14 protein-coding genes are annotated in these 19,021 nt (G+C 55.0%); 3 read left to right on the forward strand and 11 right to left on the reverse strand.

The window, feature by feature from the left end:
- Positions 1-88 precede the first annotated feature (88 nt).
- A complete protein-coding gene (locus tag ACI1P1_RS06155; protein WP_416215497.1) occupies positions 89-304 on the forward strand; it encodes a hypothetical protein in 216 nt (71 codons plus the stop codon).
- A gap of 379 nt (positions 305-683) precedes the next feature.
- On the opposite strand, the gene ACI1P1_RS06160 is transcribed toward ACI1P1_RS06155, so the two are convergent.
- The 8 genes from ACI1P1_RS06160 to ACI1P1_RS06195 form a co-directional block, all read right to left on the reverse strand.
- Complete coding sequence (locus ACI1P1_RS06160; RefSeq protein WP_416215498.1) at positions 684-1,019, reverse strand: hypothetical protein; 336 nt, start codon at positions 1,017-1,019, stop codon at positions 684-686.
- Positions 1,020-1,316: 297 nt separating this feature from the next.
- Positions 1,317-3,428: a glycoside hydrolase family 52 protein gene (locus tag ACI1P1_RS06165; protein WP_416215499.1), complete on the reverse strand. Its 2,112-nt coding sequence runs from the start codon at positions 3,426-3,428 to the stop codon at positions 1,317-1,319.
- Between the two features lie 501 nt (positions 3,429-3,929).
- Entirely contained in the window at positions 3,930-4,820 is an 891-nt protein-coding gene (locus ACI1P1_RS06170) for a helix-turn-helix transcriptional regulator (RefSeq protein WP_416215500.1), read from the reverse strand.
- Positions 4,821-4,968: 148 nt separating this feature from the next.
- On the reverse strand, positions 4,969-6,513 hold the full coding sequence (locus ACI1P1_RS06175) for an extracellular solute-binding protein (RefSeq protein WP_416215595.1): 1,545 nt from the start codon (positions 6,511-6,513) through the stop codon (positions 4,969-4,971).
- Between the two features lie 118 nt (positions 6,514-6,631).
- Positions 6,632-7,504 (reverse strand): carbohydrate ABC transporter permease, encoded by an 873-nt coding sequence (locus ACI1P1_RS06180; protein ID WP_416215501.1) that lies wholly within the window; start codon positions 7,502-7,504, stop codon positions 6,632-6,634.
- Entirely contained in the window at positions 7,504-8,457 is a 954-nt protein-coding gene (locus tag ACI1P1_RS06185) for an ABC transporter permease (protein ID WP_416215596.1), read from the reverse strand. The genes ACI1P1_RS06180 and ACI1P1_RS06185 overlap by 1 nt, the downstream gene beginning before the upstream one ends.
- A 278-nt stretch (positions 8,458-8,735) precedes the next feature.
- Positions 8,736-10,232, reverse strand: a complete 1,497-nt coding sequence (locus ACI1P1_RS06190; RefSeq protein WP_416215502.1) for an extracellular solute-binding protein — start codon at positions 10,230-10,232, stop codon at positions 8,736-8,738.
- Positions 10,233-10,251: 19 nt separating this feature from the next.
- Entirely contained in the window at positions 10,252-13,395 is a 3,144-nt protein-coding gene (locus ACI1P1_RS06195; protein ID WP_416215503.1) for a carbohydrate-binding protein, read from the reverse strand.
- 176 nt (positions 13,396-13,571) lie between these two features.
- On the opposite strand from ACI1P1_RS06195, the gene ACI1P1_RS06200 reads away from it, so the two are divergent.
- Positions 13,572-14,420, forward strand: a complete 849-nt coding sequence (locus tag ACI1P1_RS06200; RefSeq protein ID WP_416215504.1) for an AraC family transcriptional regulator — start codon at positions 13,572-13,574, stop codon at positions 14,418-14,420.
- Between the two features lie 49 nt (positions 14,421-14,469).
- On the opposite strand, the gene ACI1P1_RS06205 is transcribed toward ACI1P1_RS06200, so the two are convergent.
- The 3 genes from ACI1P1_RS06205 to ACI1P1_RS06215 all read right to left on the reverse strand — a co-directional run bounded on the left by ACI1P1_RS06205 (position 14,470) and on the right by ACI1P1_RS06215 (position 18,668).
- Complete coding sequence (locus tag ACI1P1_RS06205) at positions 14,470-16,788, reverse strand: AraC family transcriptional regulator (protein ID WP_416215505.1); 2,319 nt, start codon at positions 16,786-16,788, stop codon at positions 14,470-14,472.
- A gap of 288 nt (positions 16,789-17,076) precedes the next feature.
- A complete protein-coding gene (locus ACI1P1_RS06210) occupies positions 17,077-17,901 on the reverse strand; it encodes a TrmH family RNA methyltransferase (protein ID WP_416215506.1) in 825 nt (274 codons plus the stop codon).
- Between the two features lie 14 nt (positions 17,902-17,915).
- Entirely contained in the window at positions 17,916-18,668 is a 753-nt protein-coding gene (locus ACI1P1_RS06215) for a potassium channel family protein (protein ID WP_416215507.1), read from the reverse strand.
- Between the two features lie 66 nt (positions 18,669-18,734).
- On the opposite strand from ACI1P1_RS06215, the gene sspI reads away from it, so the two are divergent.
- Positions 18,735-18,941, forward strand: coding sequence for a small acid-soluble spore protein SspI (sspI, locus tag ACI1P1_RS06220; protein ID WP_416215508.1), 207 nt, complete (start codon positions 18,735-18,737; stop codon positions 18,939-18,941).
- Positions 18,942-19,021: the final 80 nt, after the last annotated feature.

Below are 19,021 nucleotides of genomic sequence, written 5' to 3' on the forward strand. Positions count from 1 at the left end.
AAGCATGCCAAAAAGCTCTTGAACTCTATCAAGAGCTATAGTAGTTTTATAGATGTAAACCCATTTCCAATTGAAGGGAGGCGACGGCATGGAGAAGATGATGAACATGATGATGTGTATGTGTATGGACGACATGATGTGCAAGATGCGTTCCATGAAGATGATGATGGAAGAAATGAAGGGTATGGACATGAAGGACTGCGGAATGGACATGGATATGATGATGGCCAAAATGCAGGAATGCGACGAAATGACCACCATGATGATGGACATGATGCGCGACATGAAGAAGGTTTCCATGTAATTGGCTTCAGGTTTGCGGGAATCTGACCATTCCGGCAAACAGCACGACTATTGTCGGGCAAGCGGACAGCCGCGGTACCCGGCAGGTTGATAAGGCCCAGCAGACCGCTGCACGGCCATTCATATTTTCCCGGTTAGCGGACAGCCGCATTCCCGGGGACCCATTGGAACGTTTCGGTTAAGCAGACAGCTGCAGACCGGCGTTTTTTTATTTGGGGCGGATTTATCCCAGGGTGTGTTTGAAAACTCCGAGGGGAGCAAATTTTAGCGAATTTTCGTTCATGGCAAGGCAGTTACACGCAGGCGTACCGGGGGTACGTCAAGGGGAAGTAACGAAGTCAGGGACGAAAAGGCGTGAAAAGGTGCCCTCAAGCGAGTTTTCAAACACACCCTAGCTGCCGGAGCCGGATGCCAATCCGCGTACGCTGCCGCTTCAGCTCCAGCGCCTCTTCACGCAGCGCCTGCTCCGTGCCGTAGTGGCCGATGGAGCCTATTTCCCGGTACAAGGCCAGCATTCTGCCGTTGATCTCGTCGAACCGGCGCCACAACTCCTCACGGGTCCGGAGCTCCGTTTCCTGCCGGACCAGCCGTTCCCCGTCCAGAAGTTTCGCAAGAACCTCCCGCTGCCATGCCATATCCCCCAGACTGACTGCCAAATTGTACAAATCCAGCTGATCGTTCACCCATGTTTCGGCAATTGCCTGTGCAGATATCATGACCAACAACTCCGCTCTTTTCCGATTTCAAGCTTTATACCTAGTATTATACTAGGTTTTTAAGGTTTTGCAACAATAAATCCACACTGAGCGTTGGGTCCTGCGCCGGGGTTGTGTGAAGCTTGCTGCGGAATAAGGGGGGTTGTTCCGAAAGCTACCCTTATATGAGGAAAAAGGATGGAATAGCGGAAAAATGCTTCCGTTATTCCATCCTTATGGTGAGTTAGCGGTGGAATAGCGGACATCATGTTCCGCTATCCTGCTAACCCAACTCCAACACCGGCCGGGCAGGCTGTGTTATTCCTCCAGCCAAAGAATCGAGGTTACGCCCCGGGGATAATACTTGCTGCCTTTGGCGAACCCGGACAGTATCTGGTCGCTCCAGCTCCAGATGCCGTTCCGGGGATCGGTCAGCCAGGCCGCATGTGCAGCGTCCGCCCTCCGGCCTGCCTCATCCCGAGGCAAACCCAGGATATGCCGCGCAATAAATTGGCACAGGTAAATTTTGCTGAGCCAGGAGTTATTGCTGGTGGATGAAAGCTTCCAGCCGCCGTCTTCGAAGAGGCATACCCTCTCCACCAATACCGTCCGCAGATGGCGGTCCAGCGCATCCAGATATGCCTTATACGGCCCTTCGCGATCCAGGGCCAAGGTGCAGCCCGCCGCATAGGGAAAGACCAGCCCCTCTATGGCGGGGATAATCCGTGAGTCATTGTCTTCATGAATGACCGCCGGGATATATCCGCCCTCCGTCATTTGGGCAGTCAGCGTGCCCGCACAGCGTCCTGCCTGAAGCTCTGCCAGGGCAGCCGCTTCGGCCAAGCCGTTAGAGCGGAAAATCTGCTCCAATACCACATAAGCCGCCCAACATTTGCCCGCCAAATAGATATTGTTCCGCGCTTGTCCCAGGGATACATCCAGACTGTCGTAGGTGGTAATTTCCGCGCCGCTTCCGCAGCGGGAGCTGTCCAGGCCCATGATGCCGTTGCGCTGCTCCGGATCGGGATGATCCCGGTTGGCCATGCTGACCAGGCATTGCTCCAGCAAGGGCAGCTTCCCTTCCAGCCAGGCGTTATCCCCTGACTGGTGGGCATAGACGGCGGCGCACAGCACCCAATTGACCAACTGCTCATGGGTCATATACGAGAAGCATCCGGTCAGGTCCGGCTGTTCATAGGTGGAATACCCCGGCACCGAAAATGCATTGGCTACCCCCATATCATGGGTGAAGCTGATGCCGCCGGGATAAAGCCGCTCCTCCCCGGGGAAACGGACCTTATCGGTATAGCTGAACCGTTCGGCGAATACGTCCAGCTCATTTTTTACCGTCCAGGGATTCATCCGCATCTCAAAAAACAGCTGGTCCACGGTCAGGTCAAAGGTATTCATCATCCGGTATTGGCCTTCGTTCACCACCCAGAAGGGGCGTCCCGCCCAATCCAGCAGCTGGGTATTGCCGTAATAGCTGCGGATGGAATGGATCAGCATAAACCGCTGGTCGTCCGACAGTTTGCCGTCGTTAAGCAGGACATCCGCATCGGTGCAGCTTTTGCTGATGGCTTGGTAATGGTCCAGCGCATAGTGGGCCACCTGCTCGATATCGGCGAAATAGCGGGTATACCAATAGCTCATGTCTTCTCCGGCGGTAACATAACCGCCCCTGTAAAAGCAGAGGGCAAACCGGAAGGTCCGGACTTCCCCTGCCGGGGTTTCCATTATAAAAGCGGCGACGCGGCCCAGGCCGTTTTGGGCGGGATGCCCGGCTGCGCTTTGCAGGATGATCTTCTCAATGGTGTTGTGCTGGGTGGAATGGACATTACCGTCCAGCGTGGCGATAGCCGTATGGCGTCCCTGTCCGATCCCCTTCATCCCGGACCCGGTCTCGAAACGCCGCATATTGGAGTAGGGGTCCGTCCCCTGATAGCCCAATATAGCCTTGCGCGGGCGGCTGCGTTGGCGGTTGTCCACGGTAATCTCGGCTAATACCGCCGGCACCAAGGCTTCCCGGAGCTCCGCTTCTTCGGCGGTTTCAGGATTGGGCAACGGGCGAACCTGGGACAGGATGCGGAGGGTCAGATCCCCCGCCTGCCAGGTATCCGTCCCCAGCCGGAGCTCCCGGCGGATTTCGTCCTGCCGGAACGGGCGGAGCAGCGTTTTGCTCTCCTCCTCCGTGTTTGACGCGTTCTCCGCCAGCGTAAACCATTTGCTTTCGTCAAAGTTGTCGCCGAAGAAAGGAAGGCCTTCATAGCCTTCACCCTCGGGGCATTCCAAAATGGCATAGACATGCTCCCGGGGCGGCTTAGCCTGCTCCAGGTCGAAGCCTCCCGCAGCTCCCGGATAACCCAGGGTAAAGCTGGCATAAGCCCCTATTGGGGAGTGATGGGCGTTGAAAAACTGGTTTTGCGGCATTGGACAGTCTCCTTCCAAACATCTGATGCCCTCATCCTACCCCATTCCGCCGCCGGTGCCCATGGACAGAACCAGCCGGGATTTGTACAAATCCGAAGTAAAGGGAGTGTGAGTTCAGCTGTCTATCGGGGGCGACTGTAATTAGGAGGGAGAAGCGGAATGATAGCGGACCGCAAATGTCTGCTATTTTAGAAATTCCTCTTCATTCAGCAAAATAACGACATGAAATGTCTGCTATTCCTTCTATCCCCCCGATTTCCAGGCGAATTGAATCGAATAACATACTTTTTTTGTCGTTATTTTGGCTAAATGCGGATTTGGGAGCAAATAGCAGACAATGTTTGCCGCTTACATTCCCTCCGGATGATGTTCACCTAGAAATCACACCGCCAGAACTCGAGAGGGTGGTGCTCACCAGTGCCTGGGGGCTGTTACCCGGGGGGCTCCCCCAAAAGTAATCGGACTATGCTGCGGAAGTTCTGCTTCACTTTTGGGGGTCCATTAATGCATGTGCCGGTATTCCGACGGCGACAGCTTCGTCCAGCGTTTGAACTGCTTGCTGAAGTGGGCGGCATCCCGGAAGCCCAGCCGCTCCGCAACCTGCTCCATGGTTAGCTCCCGGTTCAAAAGCAGCAGCTGGGCTTCCCGCAGCTTAACGGTGGAGAGGTACTGGCGGGGGGAAACGCCATATACGCTTTTGAACAGCCTGGCGCAATACGCCGGGCTGTAGCCCAGCTCCCGGGCGATGCCAGCGATGCCCTGCTTCATCAGCTCCTCCCCGTCGAGACGAGGCTGCTCGGACGCAAAGCTGCCGATTCGATCGGCGATGTCCATAGCCAGCCGGTCCCACCGCCCCGTCTCCCGCAGGAAACCCTCCGGCGGATCGGCCAGCAGCCGGCTCAAGGCGGAGACCAGCTCCAGACACAAGGACAGGCTTTTCATCTTGTTCCCGCCAATCTCCCGCTCCATCATCCCCGGAGCCCCCAAATGGGCCAGCAGCGGGTAAAGCATCTCCCACAGAGGGCTTCCCGGTCCATGCAGGGAATGGCCGATCCGCCCCAGCTGCAGCTTTAGCTCCGGCTCATCCACCCCGAAATGGATGCATAGATAGGTCATGCCCTGTCCGGGTTTGGTGTAGCAGCTGTGGGACTCCCCAGGCTTCAATAGCAGGATGTCTCCGGCGCCCACCGTAATGTCCCTGCCATCCACCAGAAAATGCTGCTCCCCTTCCAGCGCCATATTCAATTCAAACAAGGGATGGTCGTGAAGCGGATACGTCCAGCCTCCCTCCACCTCCCGGCGGTGAACCGAATAAAAATCCATGGCCATGCGGAAGCCTGCAATAGAGGTGTGGCGGAGGCTCTTCTCCTGGTGGCGGGGCAGCTTTTTCATGTCCGTCTCCTTCCTTTCTTTCTCTGGTCTGTGCCGGAACAGCGTTGGAAAACAGAGCCAGGAACCGCCTCTCCCGGCTGCTACAAGCCGGAAAGGCGGTTCCTGTCGTTACTGGTTATGCTGCTTCCTTCGTTTATGCCGCTATGCTTTATTTCTTGCTCTTCAGGTAAGAGGCTTTATATTCCTCCATCATCTTTTCCCCGCCGTTTTTCTTCCACTTCTCCACTTCCGCCTTCCAGCCGGCTTCATCAATTTTGCCCATGATGAACTTGGTTTCGGCGTCGGTGATCTGCAGCTCCAGCTCGCTGCCCCGCTCCGTGTAGGTGACGGAGGCAAGGGTCAAAGCCGGGTTCGGTACGGCATACTTGTCATTGTCGGAGACAATCTTGTTATTTTTCAGGAACAAATCCGTTTGCTTCATCGGCTTATCCATGTTGTAAGCTTCGCCGCGCTGGAGCAGGGTATCCCGGTACGGCTTCACTTCCTTGGCGTCGGCGTCCTTATCCAATTGGACGGTAAATTCGCCTTCCACCTTGTAGTGCTTGCCTTCGATGCCCTTGTTCAGCAGATTCACCATTTCCTTGTCCAGCAGCTGGTCCAGGAAGGTCAGGATCCGCTTCATCTCGGCTTCAGTTTTAACGGAGGATTTCGGGATGGCCAGAATACCGGCGTTGCCGCTTTCGCCAGGCACCCGGATGCCGCCTGCCCCTTCCATCGGAACCGCATCCATAGCTGCTGTCGGGACCACCTTGACCAGGTTGGTCAGCATGGATTGGGCGTTACCGCCGGAGATCCGCAGCGCCACACGGCCGGATTCATAGGTTTTGTCGATGGTCAGCGCATCGGTAACGGCAAAATCCTGATTGATCAGCTTTTCATCATACAGACGTTTGAACAGCTTCAAGGTGTTGGTAAATTCATCCGTCATAAATTCCGGGGTGAAATTGCCCTGAGCATCTACCTTCCACTTGTTCGGGCCGCCTTGGGCCACACTCAGACGGGTCAGGGTGGAGGCAACCCCTTGGTTGTAGTTCTTATCAAGCATCAGACCGTAGGTATCCTTCTTGCCGTTTTTGTCCGGGTCGGTGTCTGCTACCGTTTTCAAAACATTATACCACTCATCCAGAGTTTTCGGGACCTTCAGGCCCATAGCGTCAAACCAGTCCTTACGGTAATGGAGCACGGCACGGCCAATGCCGCGGTAAACCGGAATGCCGTACAGCTTGCCGTCTACTCTAATGTTGTCGTAGTAGATTTCCGATTGGGCAGCCAGGTTTTTATAATCCTTCAGGTACGGCCCCACTTCCCAGAACACACCGGATTGCATGGCACTGACAATGGTAGGCACGTAGCTGACCTTCACCAGCTTGGGAAGCTCGCCGGAGGCGATCATAACATTAATTTTCTCGTCATAGCCGGAGGTGGGGATCCATTGGAAGCTCAGATTGGTGTTGGTATATTTGGCAATACCCAGCTCCATGGGATTTCCCTTTGCCGGAATTTCGCCGGGCTGGTGGACGGCAATGGTAAGGTCAAGGGGCTTCAGTTCCTCCTTAGCTGCTTGGCTGGCAGCAGGACTGGCGCTGCCCGCCGGGCTTGCAGTGCCTGAACCTTGCCCTTCGTCGGAACCGCAGGCTGTTAATACAGTGGTGGCCAGCATAACGCCGCCCACAAGACATGCCGTTTTTTTCATCATTTTTTCTACCCCTCCGGTATTTGGTGGTTTTGGACCTATGGGAAACCCGGGCCGGTCCCGCCGCTATAAGCAGGCCGGCCGGATAATCATAGCGGCTATCTGCTGCCGGGCGGCCTCAGCCTTTGACCGAGCCCAGCATAACTCCTTTGGCAAAATGCTTTTGCAGGAACGGATACACCAGCAAAATCGGCACCGTTGCAAACACGATTACCGCCATGCGGATGGTAAGCGGCTGGATCTCCGTGGTATCGATGGAGGTGTCGCCGATGCTGCTTTGGGACAGGATGACAATCTGGCGGAGCAGCACCTGAATGGGATACAGGTGGCTGTCGTTAATGTAGAGAATGGCGTTAAAGAACTGGTTCCAGTGGCCCACGGCATAAAATAGCCCGAAGGTTGCCATGGCCGGCAGGGACAGCGGCAGCACAATGCGGAAGAGCACACCCACATCCGTACAGCCGTCGATCCGCCCGGAATCCTCCAGCCCGTCGGGAATCTGCTGGAAGAAGTTCTTCAATACGATCAGGTTGAATGCGCTGATGGCCCCGGGAATCATCAAGGACCACAGGGAGTTGGTCAGATGCAGTCCCTTTACTACAAAATAGGTGGGGATCATACCGCCGCCGAACAGCATGGTGAACAGCACACCCAGAAGAATCAGCTGGCGGCCCCGCAAGCGGGTTTTGGCAAGGGGATACGCCATCAGAGAGGTAAAGAACAGGTTGATGATGGTGCCCACCACCGTTATATAGATGGAGACCAGCATGCTCCGGAACAGAGTGTCCGTGGAGAAAATATAACGGTAGGACGCCAGGGACCATTCCTTGGGCCAAAGAATCAACCCGCCCTTGGCTACCTCCGCCGGGCTGGTAAACGAAACGGCCAATACATAAACAAAAGGCAAAACACAGACGGCCGCGATCAGAATCAGGAGCAGCGCGTTGACAATATCGAAAATCCGGTTGCCCAGTGTCTTATCATGATGCATTAGTAAATCCCCTCCTCACCGAATTTCTTGGCCAGCCAGTTGGACCCGAGGACCAGCACTAGGCCTACGGCGGATTTGAACAGCCCTACCGCTGCGCTGTAGCTGTATTGGGCCTGAGTCATGCCCTTGGTGTACACATAGGTGTCGAAGACCTCCCCGACCTCCCGGTTGGTGGGGGTCAGCATGAGGAAGATATGCTCGAAGCCGGAATCCAGGAAGTTCCCCAGACGCAGAATAAACAGGATGACGATGGTGCTGCGGATTGCGGGAAGCGTAATATGCCATAGCTGGCGCCAGCGCCCTGCCCCGTCGATCCGGGCTGCCTCATACAGCTGGAGATCCACGCCGGCCAGTGCGGCCAGGAAGATAACCGTGCCCCAGCCCACCTCTTTCCAGATGGATTGAGTGATAATCATGGTTCGGAACCATTCCGCTTCCAGCAGGAAGGCAATTTTCTTCCCGGTAATCTGGTAAAGAAGCTCGTTCAACACCCCGTTCTCTGTAGTCAGTAGGATATAGAAAATCCCGACCACCACCACCCAGGACACGAAATGGGGAATATACACCAGGGTTTGGATGAAGTTTTTAAATTTGGCCTGCCGCACCTCATTCAGCATCAGGGACAGGATAATAGGCATGGGAAAAAAGAAAACAAGGTTATACACCGCCAGAATAACGGTGTTGCGGAACAGCATGCCGAACTGCGGCTCCGAGAAAAACCGTTCGAAGTGTTTAAGACCGACCCACGGACTGCCCAAAAATCCGGTATAGGGCTTGTAATCCTGGAAGGCCATGGTTACCCCGTACATGGGCACATATTTGAATACAATAAAGTAGATAATGCCGGGGAGCAGCATCAGATACAGCCATTTGTCCCTGACGATGTCCCGCAGCAGGATGCCCAGCTTGCCCTTTTTGGCCTGCAGGCCAGGAGCCCCCGCCGGAGCAGCCATTTCCTGTTTCATCTTCGCAACCTCCTATGTGATCTCTTTATGTTCTGATCCCCATCTTGAAGGAAGACGCCATGACAGGCTATAGGGCTGACAAAACCATGTTGCCGACGGTGGCAGATTCCGCAGCAATATGCAGGTCATAACCTTAGGCATACACAAGATAAAACCATAGAAGAGCCAGCCCACACGCATAAAAAGAGCCGGAAGCAGCAAAAAGGCCCCGCCGCTGCAACATGCAGGACGGAGCCGCAAAGCCAACAAGCTGTATAGATGACATCTTATTTCCTGTTCTGCCTGCTGTAGGACTCCTCATATTCACGAATCACCCGGTCGCCGCCGGCATGCCTCCATTTGGCCAGCTCAGCCTCCCAACCCGCTTCATCGATCAGACCCATAATAAATTTGGTTTCGGCATCCGTGATCAGAGTATCCAGCTCCTTGCCCAGCTCGGCAAAGGTATCCGATTCCAGAGTCAGTGCCGGATTCTCCACAATATAATCCCGGTTCTCTCTGTTGATCTGCTGGCTTTTCCGGTAGAGCTCCGGCTGGGAGCTGGGTTTCACGGTTTCCGGCTCCTCCACCTGACGAAGGAGCATATCCCGGTAGGGTTTTACTTCCTTCAAGTCCAGGGTGCGGTCCAGCACCTCCGTAAACTCCCCCGTGTCCTTCCAATGGCGGTTCTCCACTCCTTTGGAAATGACCGTTTGCATAGGAGGCTCCAGCAGCTTGTCCAGAAACTCCAGGATCCTTTTGGCCTCCTCCACCGTTTTAACGGAATCCTTCGGCAGAGCAAAAAATCCGGAATTCCCCGCTTCCCCCGGCAAACGAATGCCCCCGGGACCCCGGAGGGGAGCCACATCCACCTCCGCCTGCGGAACGGTCTTGCCCAGCTTATCCATCCAGGTCTGGGCGTTGCCGCCGTTAATCTGGATGCCGGCGCGGCCGGAATCATAAATTTTCGCCGTTTCGTTGGTATCCACCACAGCAAAATCCGAATTGATCAGCTTCTCCTGATACAACCGCCGGAACAGCTTCATGGTCTCCAAAAAAGGCTCCGTCATAAATTCCGGGGTAAACCGCCCGTTTTGCTCCAGCCACTTGTTGGGGCCGCCCTGGGATACGGAGATCCGGGTCAGCAGGGAGCTGACATCCTGATTGTACTTTTTTTCCAGAGCCATGCCGTAGGTGTCCTGCTTGCCATTGCCGTCGGGGTCCTCCATGGTCATGGCCCGCACTACCTTGTACCAATCCTCCAGGGTAACCGGCAGCTGCAGGCCCAGCTTGTCCAGCCAGTCCTTGCGGTATTGAATCACCGCACGGCCCAGCTCCCGGGCAATGGGGATGCCATATATTTTGCCGTCCACCGCGATGTTGTCATAATACTGCCGGTCCACCGCAGACAAGGAGGGGTAATCCTTCAAGAGCGGGCCCAACTCCCAGAACTGCCCCGCCTTCATGGTGGCAATGTACGTAGGGGAATAGCTGATTTTGATCAGCTTGGGCATTTCGCCGGAAGCGATCATCAGGCGGAGCTTATCATCGTAGGCGGACAAGGGAATCCACTGGATTTGCAGATCGGTATGGGTATAGGCTTCAATGGCTTGCTCCACTTCATTGTTCTTCGGAGGCAGTTCTCCGATCAGCGGAGCGCCGATGGATAGATAGAACATGTCCTTCTTTTCGGAGCCTCCGCCGTTTTTTGCCCACGGGCCGCAGCCCGCCAGCATCACCGCCACAATCAGAACCACACAAACCGCAGATCCCCCTCTTTTCATCCGGCCCCACCTTTTCCCTTTAGGATTGGTTTGTTTTGTTATAATGCCATACATTCATCTCGTACACAGTCAATTTCCGGGGTTCCTCGGTGCCTGTGAATACCACCTTCACATAACGCGCCGTCTGCTCCGGGAAAACCGCCCTGGTTCCAGCGCTGTCCGCCTCTCCCCGGCCCGATGCCACAGCCGCACCGAAGTCCGTACCGTCATCCGATACATAAACCTCGAAAACACCGGGTCCCTCCTCCAATTGATGCTGAAGCGTAATGCCGTTGAAGCATTGCCGGTCCTGCATATCGATCAGAATATGGGCCCCCTCCGAACGGAAGGTAATGCCCCAGGCCGTGGAAGTGTTCCCGTCCAACAGGGTGTGCGCATTCAGGCCGTTCCGGGAGGTTCTGGCGGTCCAGCCCGTCCGGTCCAATCTTCCGTCATCCTGCAAAAATTTGAATTTATCCAGGTTCAGCAGATTATCCTCGGAATTGCCGTAGAATTTAAGAACCACGTGGTGCCTGCCTGTGGTACGGGCAATAGGACAGGTGACGGTTTTCCATTGTTCATGGCCCACGGTATGGGGCACCGAACATTCTCCCACCACCCGGCCGCCTACACTGTCCAGCACAATCTCCATTCTGGACCCTTCCGCCGTACTGGCCACCTTGGCAATAAAGGCTGCGGAGCCGACCTCCCCGAACTCCACATTGTTTAGCTTGATATAGTCGAAATTATGGCAGTCCGTTACGTACCAGGTGCCTCCAACAGGAGTCACCAGAGTCACACCCGCCGTTTCATCGGCGCTCTCCGCTTCCATATAACCGTAAGCATCCCGCAAGGCAGAAGGCTTCGCCCCGTCCGCTCCGGTAGCCGGTTTGGCCGGCAGCGGCGGGGAGGCCGGACCGGTATCGCCACAGACTACGATTCGGATGCCGCTGCTGTCAACAATTCCTTCCCAGGTCACGGTCAATTCCCGGGCATAACCCGTTCCGGTGCGCAAACAGGGGCAGGGTTGGCCGTTCACCGTGACTGTAACCTCCGCTCCATAACAATCCGTCAGATGAAGGGTTCCAATCTCCAGAGGGAAGTCCGTGTGGAAGAGTATTTCCCGGTTCTGGCGGGCATCCCCGCTTAGGAAGCAGCTAATGGTGCCGTATCCCTCAGGCATCATCACCGCAGCCTCCGTCAGCTTATGGTTCATTTCCTCCAGGATAATGGGTTGGAGCCAAATTTCCTTCCGGTTTTTATTCCGTTGAAAGCCGATGATATCATAATAATTCCGCCACAGCCCCGGCATGCTGATATATTGCTTGTCCCCCGAGATTTCGGTGGCCAAATAATGGGGCTCTCCCGCGGCCGGAAGTATATCCAGGGGATGGTTGAACACATAGTCTCTGTTGCTGTACTGCCGGGTGTAAGCATCCTTTTGCATGGCAAGCCATTGATTGGCCCTCCGGGTAAGCAGCAGCAGTCCGCCGTAGTGGGTCAGCAGATAAGGCGTCCACTCGTTGTAGGTCCCCCCGAGATTGCCCATCCCCCAATAATACGGGTGATAATAGCTGTCCAGCTGCTCCAGCACCCGGTCTGTTTCTTCGGCGCTCCATATTTCCCCCAGACGCAGATGCAGGGAAAGCCACTGTCCGGCAAAATAGGATTCACAGCCCCTTCCCGTTGGAATGCCCTTCTCCAAATAACGCTGCCTGTAGGAGGACACCACCGTGGCATAGGCTGTTTCATAAGCTTCAATGAAGTCTTCGTTTTCCCCGAATTCACCGCCCAGAAGCAGCATAATCCGGTACGCTACCGCCGACAGACTGGCGTTGAAGGGATTGGGATCGCCGCCCGCATCATAGGAATTCTCCGAATCCTCGAAGGTATACGGATATTCAGCGCTGCCGTACAGCTCCACCTGTTCCAAAATCCGCTGCCCCGCTTTTTTCAGATACGGCCAAAAGTAGTGAAGCTGCTCCCCGTTTCCCGTAGCCAGATAGGTCTCATAAACAGAGATGATAAGGCCGCAGTTCAGATCCACCCACTTGTCGATGTTCCGGTAATCGGCATGCTCCCGGTCATCCCAGTCCACCAGCACGGATTTATCCGGTCCGCTGCTGTTGAAGTCATGATGGATCTGACCGTTCCCCTTCTGGGTCCTGGCCCAATACTGCAGCTCCTGCCAGGCGAAGGACGGAATCAGCTGGTTAATGATCTGCCTGGCATGCCACATTTGGTCCATGGTGCCGAAGCAGGTCCACTCTCCTTCGGCGAAGGCGAGTCTGCCGTCTTTTTTGTAGAGGGAATTATTGGTCAGATTGACCAATGTGTTCAGGGTATGGGTCACCAGCCACTCCGGCAGGTTGGAGCTCCTCATCCGGTCCACCAGCTTAACAGCCTTTTCCTTCAATGTGTCAAAATGCTCCAGGCCCAGCCCGGCAATGGCGGCGGAGCTGTCATAACGGCCCAGATAATAATGCCGCTCCGGATCAGTGTCGTCATACCAGGCCAGCACAAAACGGATGGTTTTCGTCTCGCGGGAAGCCAGCTTCACCTTCACCGCCACCCGGTTCAGCGTATCTGCCAGAGGCTGGCTGCATAATCCATCCTCCAGAAATCCTTCGCCGCCGCCCACCGTCAGAACCGCACCGGGATCACTGCTTCCGGCCAAAACCGTCCAGCCCCGGGAGGCAAACCCTCTGCCGACGGCAGAATAGGCCGAGTCCATCTTCATATCCAATTGGAAAGCGCAGGCCGCCTCAGCAGCTCTGTCCGCTTCATTGGTAAGCTCCAGCTCATAAAAAGCGCAGGGCAGAGACATCAGCTCCACATTAGCCGGGTCAAAAGGGGCAAAAGCCAGCATGTGGATCCGGATATCCTGAACGGTCCCGAAATAAGCACGGTGCAGCGGCCATATGGCATCATCGGCAGAACGGCCGTTGGCCACCTCCGACTTCAGGGTTGACACATTTGCCTTAAGGCCGTTCCGGCTGGTATAGAACTGGAGCCGGGTCTCTCCCATGGGCATATAATCATTTTGATCCGCAGGCGCTTGCGTCACCGCAGCGAAGGTGCCGGTATGGGCGCAGAATTTCACCGCTCCCGTCCCAAATCCCCCCAGCGGTGTTCCGGTTGTGCCGTCAACAGCCGCATCGGAGGCTGCTTTGGTTTTGAACATCCTTCCACATCCTTGTATAATCAGATTGATCTGCAGCGCGCATACAGAAGTGATTCCCATTATAGCCTTCGCCTGCAAAGCCAGACAGTAATTAATTGCCCGGCACTGGACAAAAATTGCTCCGTTTCCCCTCTGCCGCTGACTGCCGGCGAGCCCGCACAAAGGAGGACTGCCCGATGAAGGCCTATTACGAAAAACGCTCCTATCCCCCCGAATTGCCCTTGCGGATTTACAGGCATGAGCGCAACTCCTTCTCCTTCCATGCCCATTGGCATCCGGATGTGGAGCTTGTGCTGGTCCGGGAGGGCACCCTGCGCTTCGGCATCAACCGGGAAATCCAAACCCTGCAGAAGGGCGAGGTAGCCGTTTGCTGCAGCGGCGATATCCACTTTTATGACAGTGTGGACAAAAACTCCACAATCGATATTCTGATTTTCCAGCCCAGCCTCATCGGCTGCCACGGGAACTGGCCGCAGCATCTCCGCTTCGATCATTCCTTCATAACAGGCTCCATGCTGCGGGAGCAGGGGCTTCCCCTCTCGCTGCTGGACGGGATTCGGGATATCTTCCAGGACGTCCACCGGGAAATGGCGGAGCGCAAGCCGTATTACTCTATGTTTGTTACCGGCAAAATGCTGGAGCTATGCGGCCTTTTCCAGCGCACTCTGCCCGCATCCCCCTTGGACCCCCGGCAGGAAAACAAACGGATTACGGGACTTAAAACCATGCAAGATATTATCCAGTATTTGGAGGAGCATTACAGAGAAGCGCTGACCCTTCCGGAAACCGCCGCCCATTTTAACATGAGCGAGTTTCATTTTTGCCGGCTATTCCAAAGCCTCGTAGGCACCAACTTCAAGGACTACCTGAACGCCATCCGGGCGGATGCCGCCGAGGAGCTGATTCTCTCGGGAGGACAATCCATCACCACCGTGGCTATGGAATGCGGCTTCAATAATATCCGCACCTTCAACCGGGTGTTCAAAGCCGTCAAGGGATATACCCCATCAAGCCTCCGGGCTTAGGGCCTGTCTTCAAACCCACTTAAGGGGCTTTCACCCTCTTTTTGCCCTTTTACTCCAGCTTCTCCTTGAGAATTTTGTCCCGGTACTGTCCGGGTGTGAGATGATACATTTTCTTGTAGCTCCGGATAAAGGAGCTGACGTTATTGTAATGCAGCCGTTCGCTGATCTCGGAAATCTTCAGGTCCGTGGTTTCCAGCATGGCTTTGGCCATTTTCATCCGGTAATCGGTGAGATATTCACTGAAGGGAATGCCGATCTCCTGCTTGAAAATCCGGCTCAGATAAACAGGATGGTAATTGAGAATCTGCGAGCAGGATTCCAGGGTAATATCCCGGTCATATTGTTCCTGGATCATCTGCACCAGCTTGTCTGCGATCTTGATATATTGGCTCTCCGATTTTTCGGATAAGGCCTTGATCATCGGACCGAACAGCTTGAAATCGAACCAATGGATAATTTCCTCCCGGGTCTGCAGGTGGAACAGCCTCTCCATCACCCCTTCATCCCCCCACACCTTCTGCAGGGAAATTCCCTGCTCCTGCACCAGCTGGATCAGCCGGGAAGCCAGCTGGACAAGCAGGATTTGATGCTTCTCCAGATGCCCCTCCTTGTACAAAAGCGCATTCAAATATTGCTGGAAAACCGTAGACGCACTTTTGGGCTGCAATTCCTTAATGGCATACACCAGCCGTTCCTCCAGCACCTTCAGATGGGAATTTTCGTAATGGTCCGTCCCCGGATTGTTCTCGATATCCCCGTAATGCACAATGATCTCCGGACCCAGGTTGATCCGTGCCTTCAAGGCGGTGAGACTTTCGCCGAATGCCTTAACCGTATCGGTCAGCTGCCCGTACGGATTGCTGATGCCGATGCTCACCTTCAGCTGCAGCACCTGGTCGGCATACCGCTTGATGCCTTCCGCCGCTTCATAGAACAGGCGCCGGACCTCCTCCCGGTCCTCCTGTTCCGCAGCCAGCAGCGTCACTTGGGACTGGTTGATGGTAATCGGGGGAAAACGCATGGAGGCCGGAAGCACCTCCTGGGCAATGTTGCTTATGGCATACAGCAGCAGCTCCCGGTCCTCCTCGCTGTAGCGGGTTTCCTGGAGATTGTCGATCTGGAGCGCCAGCACCCCCAGCCACCTCCAGCCTGTGGGGAAACCCTCCCGGGAGGAACGGAACAGGTAATCGTTCTCCGTCATCTGGCCGGTAAACAGCTTCAGCACAAAAAACTCCTTTAGATGGCTGGCCTGCCCCAGCATCTGCTGCTCCACCCGGTCCCGTGACACAGCCAGAGATTGCATGCTGTTCTTGATATACTCCAGCTCGTCCTTCTTGGGCTGGCCCTGATGCTCCTGGCCGGATGAACCCAGCCTGCTGGCTACCTCCAGCAAGTTGCCGATGGGCTTATACATCCGCCTGCTGCCATACAGCGCCGCGGCAACCACGATCAGGAGAATGAAGGCGCAGACCAGGAAGGTCAGCTGGGCGATTTTGGCCGTTTCCTTCTTCAGCTCACCAATGGATACCACCGACACATACGTCCAGCTGTTGTAGGTGGAGGTACGGTACAGCACAGCTATTTCCTCACCGTCCAGCTTCGTATTGAAGAGTCCCTGGCCCTGGCGTTCATCCTGGGCGGTCTTGAGACGCTGCTCCACGGCCAGGCTCACGGCGGCATAACGGTTCTCCTCCGTCCCGGAAGCTAACACATCGGCTCCATTCCGGTCGAGGATATAGTTGCGGTTGGATATATTGGACGAGGCTAACGCCTCATTGATTTCCGATGCAACGATCCGGATCACCAACAACCCCTGGGGTTTGTCGGTCTGGGGCAGGATGGGGATTTTGTGCACCAGGGTAATGGATTCCACCGAATCGGCAAACTCGTCCCCATTGGAGGGAGCCATCCCCGTATACCACAGAATACTCTTTGGCTCCTTGGCATACCGGGCGAATTCCTGATTATCCTCAAAGTGCTCCAGCGGCTTCAGGACATTGAGGTTCAGTACCCAGTTGCGGTTAAAATTCACCAGATACGCCTGGGTAATGACCGCGTCGCCGGATTGCAGATTGTAAAGCTCCTTGGAGAGCTCCCGGACCGATTCAAAATCTGAATTGCTGTACGCTGTGTTCATGGATGCTTTGACCAAAGAGGAGTTGGCGAATTGGGTGGCGGACTTTTCGATGGACTTGAGCATCTGCTCCACCCGCATCTGGGTTTGCGCCAGCCACTCCATATTCACCTCTTTTACCTTTTTCTCAATATCCCCGGAAGCCATGGAATGGGAAACGAAACCGATCAGCACCGCGGGGAGCATGCCTAAAACCAGACTGTACGAAAGTAAACGCAGCGAATATTTGCTCAATCGGATTCCTCCTGAATCTGTAATCACATAGTCGTTGCCGATAAAGCCATATGGAGGTTAGGCTTGGTATACGAATTCACTTCAGACAACCTGAACAGGCCGTTTGCGGCCATAAATCTTTCATCAGGCTTATATAAGCATCATCTCCCGCCGGGAAATTGCACGCAATATACCTGATATAACTTTTTCCGGCGCAAAATCCGTTCCTAATGAAATGATTGGCGTATTATTCTCCGCCGGCAGCATAAAAGCCTGCAGGAAATTCCTGCAGGCTAAAGTGGATAACCTTTAGACGGATGGAAGCTTGGAGAAATGCCGCTGCCGCACTGCCTCGTACAGTAGAATGCCTGTAGCCATAGCTACATTAAGAGACTCCGCCTGGCCGGGCATCGGGATGATGATGTCTTCGTTGACGTATGGGGCAAGCTCCGGTGACAACCCGCTGCCTTCATTGCCCACCAGAAACCAGACTGCCTGGGTCAAATCCAAGTCGTAACAATGCTGCCGCGCATCAAGCCGGGTACCCACCAGCCGGATTCCTTTTTGGCCTGCAGAAGGCAGCAGCTCCTTCAGGTCGCATTCTGCAATGGGCAGATGAAATAGGGAGCCCATGGTGGAGCGGACTGTTTTGGGGTTGTACAAATCCACCGTGCCCCGGCCCAGCAGCACGCCGGTTGCTCCCGCGGCATCGGCCGTGCGAATGATAGTCCCCAGATTGCCGGGGTCTTGGACACCGTCCACCGCTACCACAAGGGCTAGTTTGTGCTCCAGGAAAGCCGCGGCGTCATACTCCGGTTTGGCGCAAACCGCAACAACACCCTGGGGGGTTTTGGTTTCCGTACATTTAGCCAGTACCGCTTCACTTACCCCTACCCATTCGATATTCTTACCCTGCTCCGCCCTGGAATGGCCAGAACGGTAGTCGTCCAGTTCAACAGGCAGCTCCCGGTCCATATTGTACAGGATGGTCCTTACCTTCGCTTGGGAACGGAGTGCCTCCTCGATCAGATGCACACCCTCCAGAAGGAAAGCGCCCTGCTCATCCCGGCCCCGTTTGGTCAGAAGAGCGCTCCAGCCCTTTACACGGGGATTGGCCGCCGAAGTAATCATCATGCTTAGTTCCACCTTTATGTCATTGTTTTTTCAAACCGGTTCAGGTTAGCGTTCTCCCCGATAATCACCAGAATGTCCTGCTCCTGCAGCTTTTCATCGGCGTTGGGGGCAATATTAAGCTTGTCTCCCCTGCGGATGCCCATCACATTGCAGTTGTACCTGGCCCGTATATCCAGCTCCCGCAGGGATTGTCCCGCCATTGCCTGTCCGGCCCGGATCTCCACAATACTATGCTCCTCCGACAGCTCGATGTAATCGAGGATATGCGGCGAAATCAGATGATGCGCCACCCGTTTACCCATATCCCGCTCGGGAAAAATGACTTTGTCGGCGCCGATTTTGGCCAGCACCTTACCCTGGAGCTCGCTTGTTGCTTTGACGATAATGTTGGGAATATTCATTTCCTTCAGAATCAAAGTGGTCATGATACTGGCCTGGACATCCTGCCCGATGGCCACCACCACCACATCAAAATTGCGAAGCCCCAAGCTGCGCAGAGCATCCTCATCGGTAGAATCCGTCTGGACGGCGTGGGTCACCCGGTCGCTGATCTCCTGGATTCTGGCTTCATTTTCGTCAATGGCCAGCACCTCATACCCCAGCTTGTTCAGATATTCCGCCACACTGGAGCCGAAACGCCCCATTCCGATCACCGCAAACTGTTTTTTCATCCTCCTGGCTCCCTTCGCCGCGGTATGCTTTATCTCTTCATTGTAGCATAACCCGGACCCTGCCGCTGGAACCACCTGTAAACCTTCAGGTAGCATGAACCCCGGCCGGGTTGCGCATATTAGTAAAGGAATATCAGTTTCTTGAAACGGGGGATCAGGCAAATGAATCTGGATTTGCGTCAGGCGATTGTCCGCCGGGTGGAGGATAAAAGCAATGAAGAGCTGCGCGAGGTCATTGAAGGCTCCATCGGTGGAGATGACCGTGCTCTGCCCGGCTTGGGTGTGCTATTCGAAATCATCTGGACCCATACGGATGAACAGATTCAGCAGGAACTTGTAAATACACTTAAGCAAAATCTGCAGCATTAACCTAGGGCCTGTCTGAAAATCCTCCTGGTGTTTTCAGACATACCCTAAAAAACCGGCGCAACCGTCCTGAAGGATGGTCC

Origin of the sequence: Paenibacillus mesotrionivorans (assembly GCF_046098205.1) — a bacterium.
Classification (GTDB): Bacteria; Bacillota; Bacilli; order Paenibacillales; family NBRC-103111; genus Paenibacillus_AR; species Paenibacillus_AR mesotrionivorans.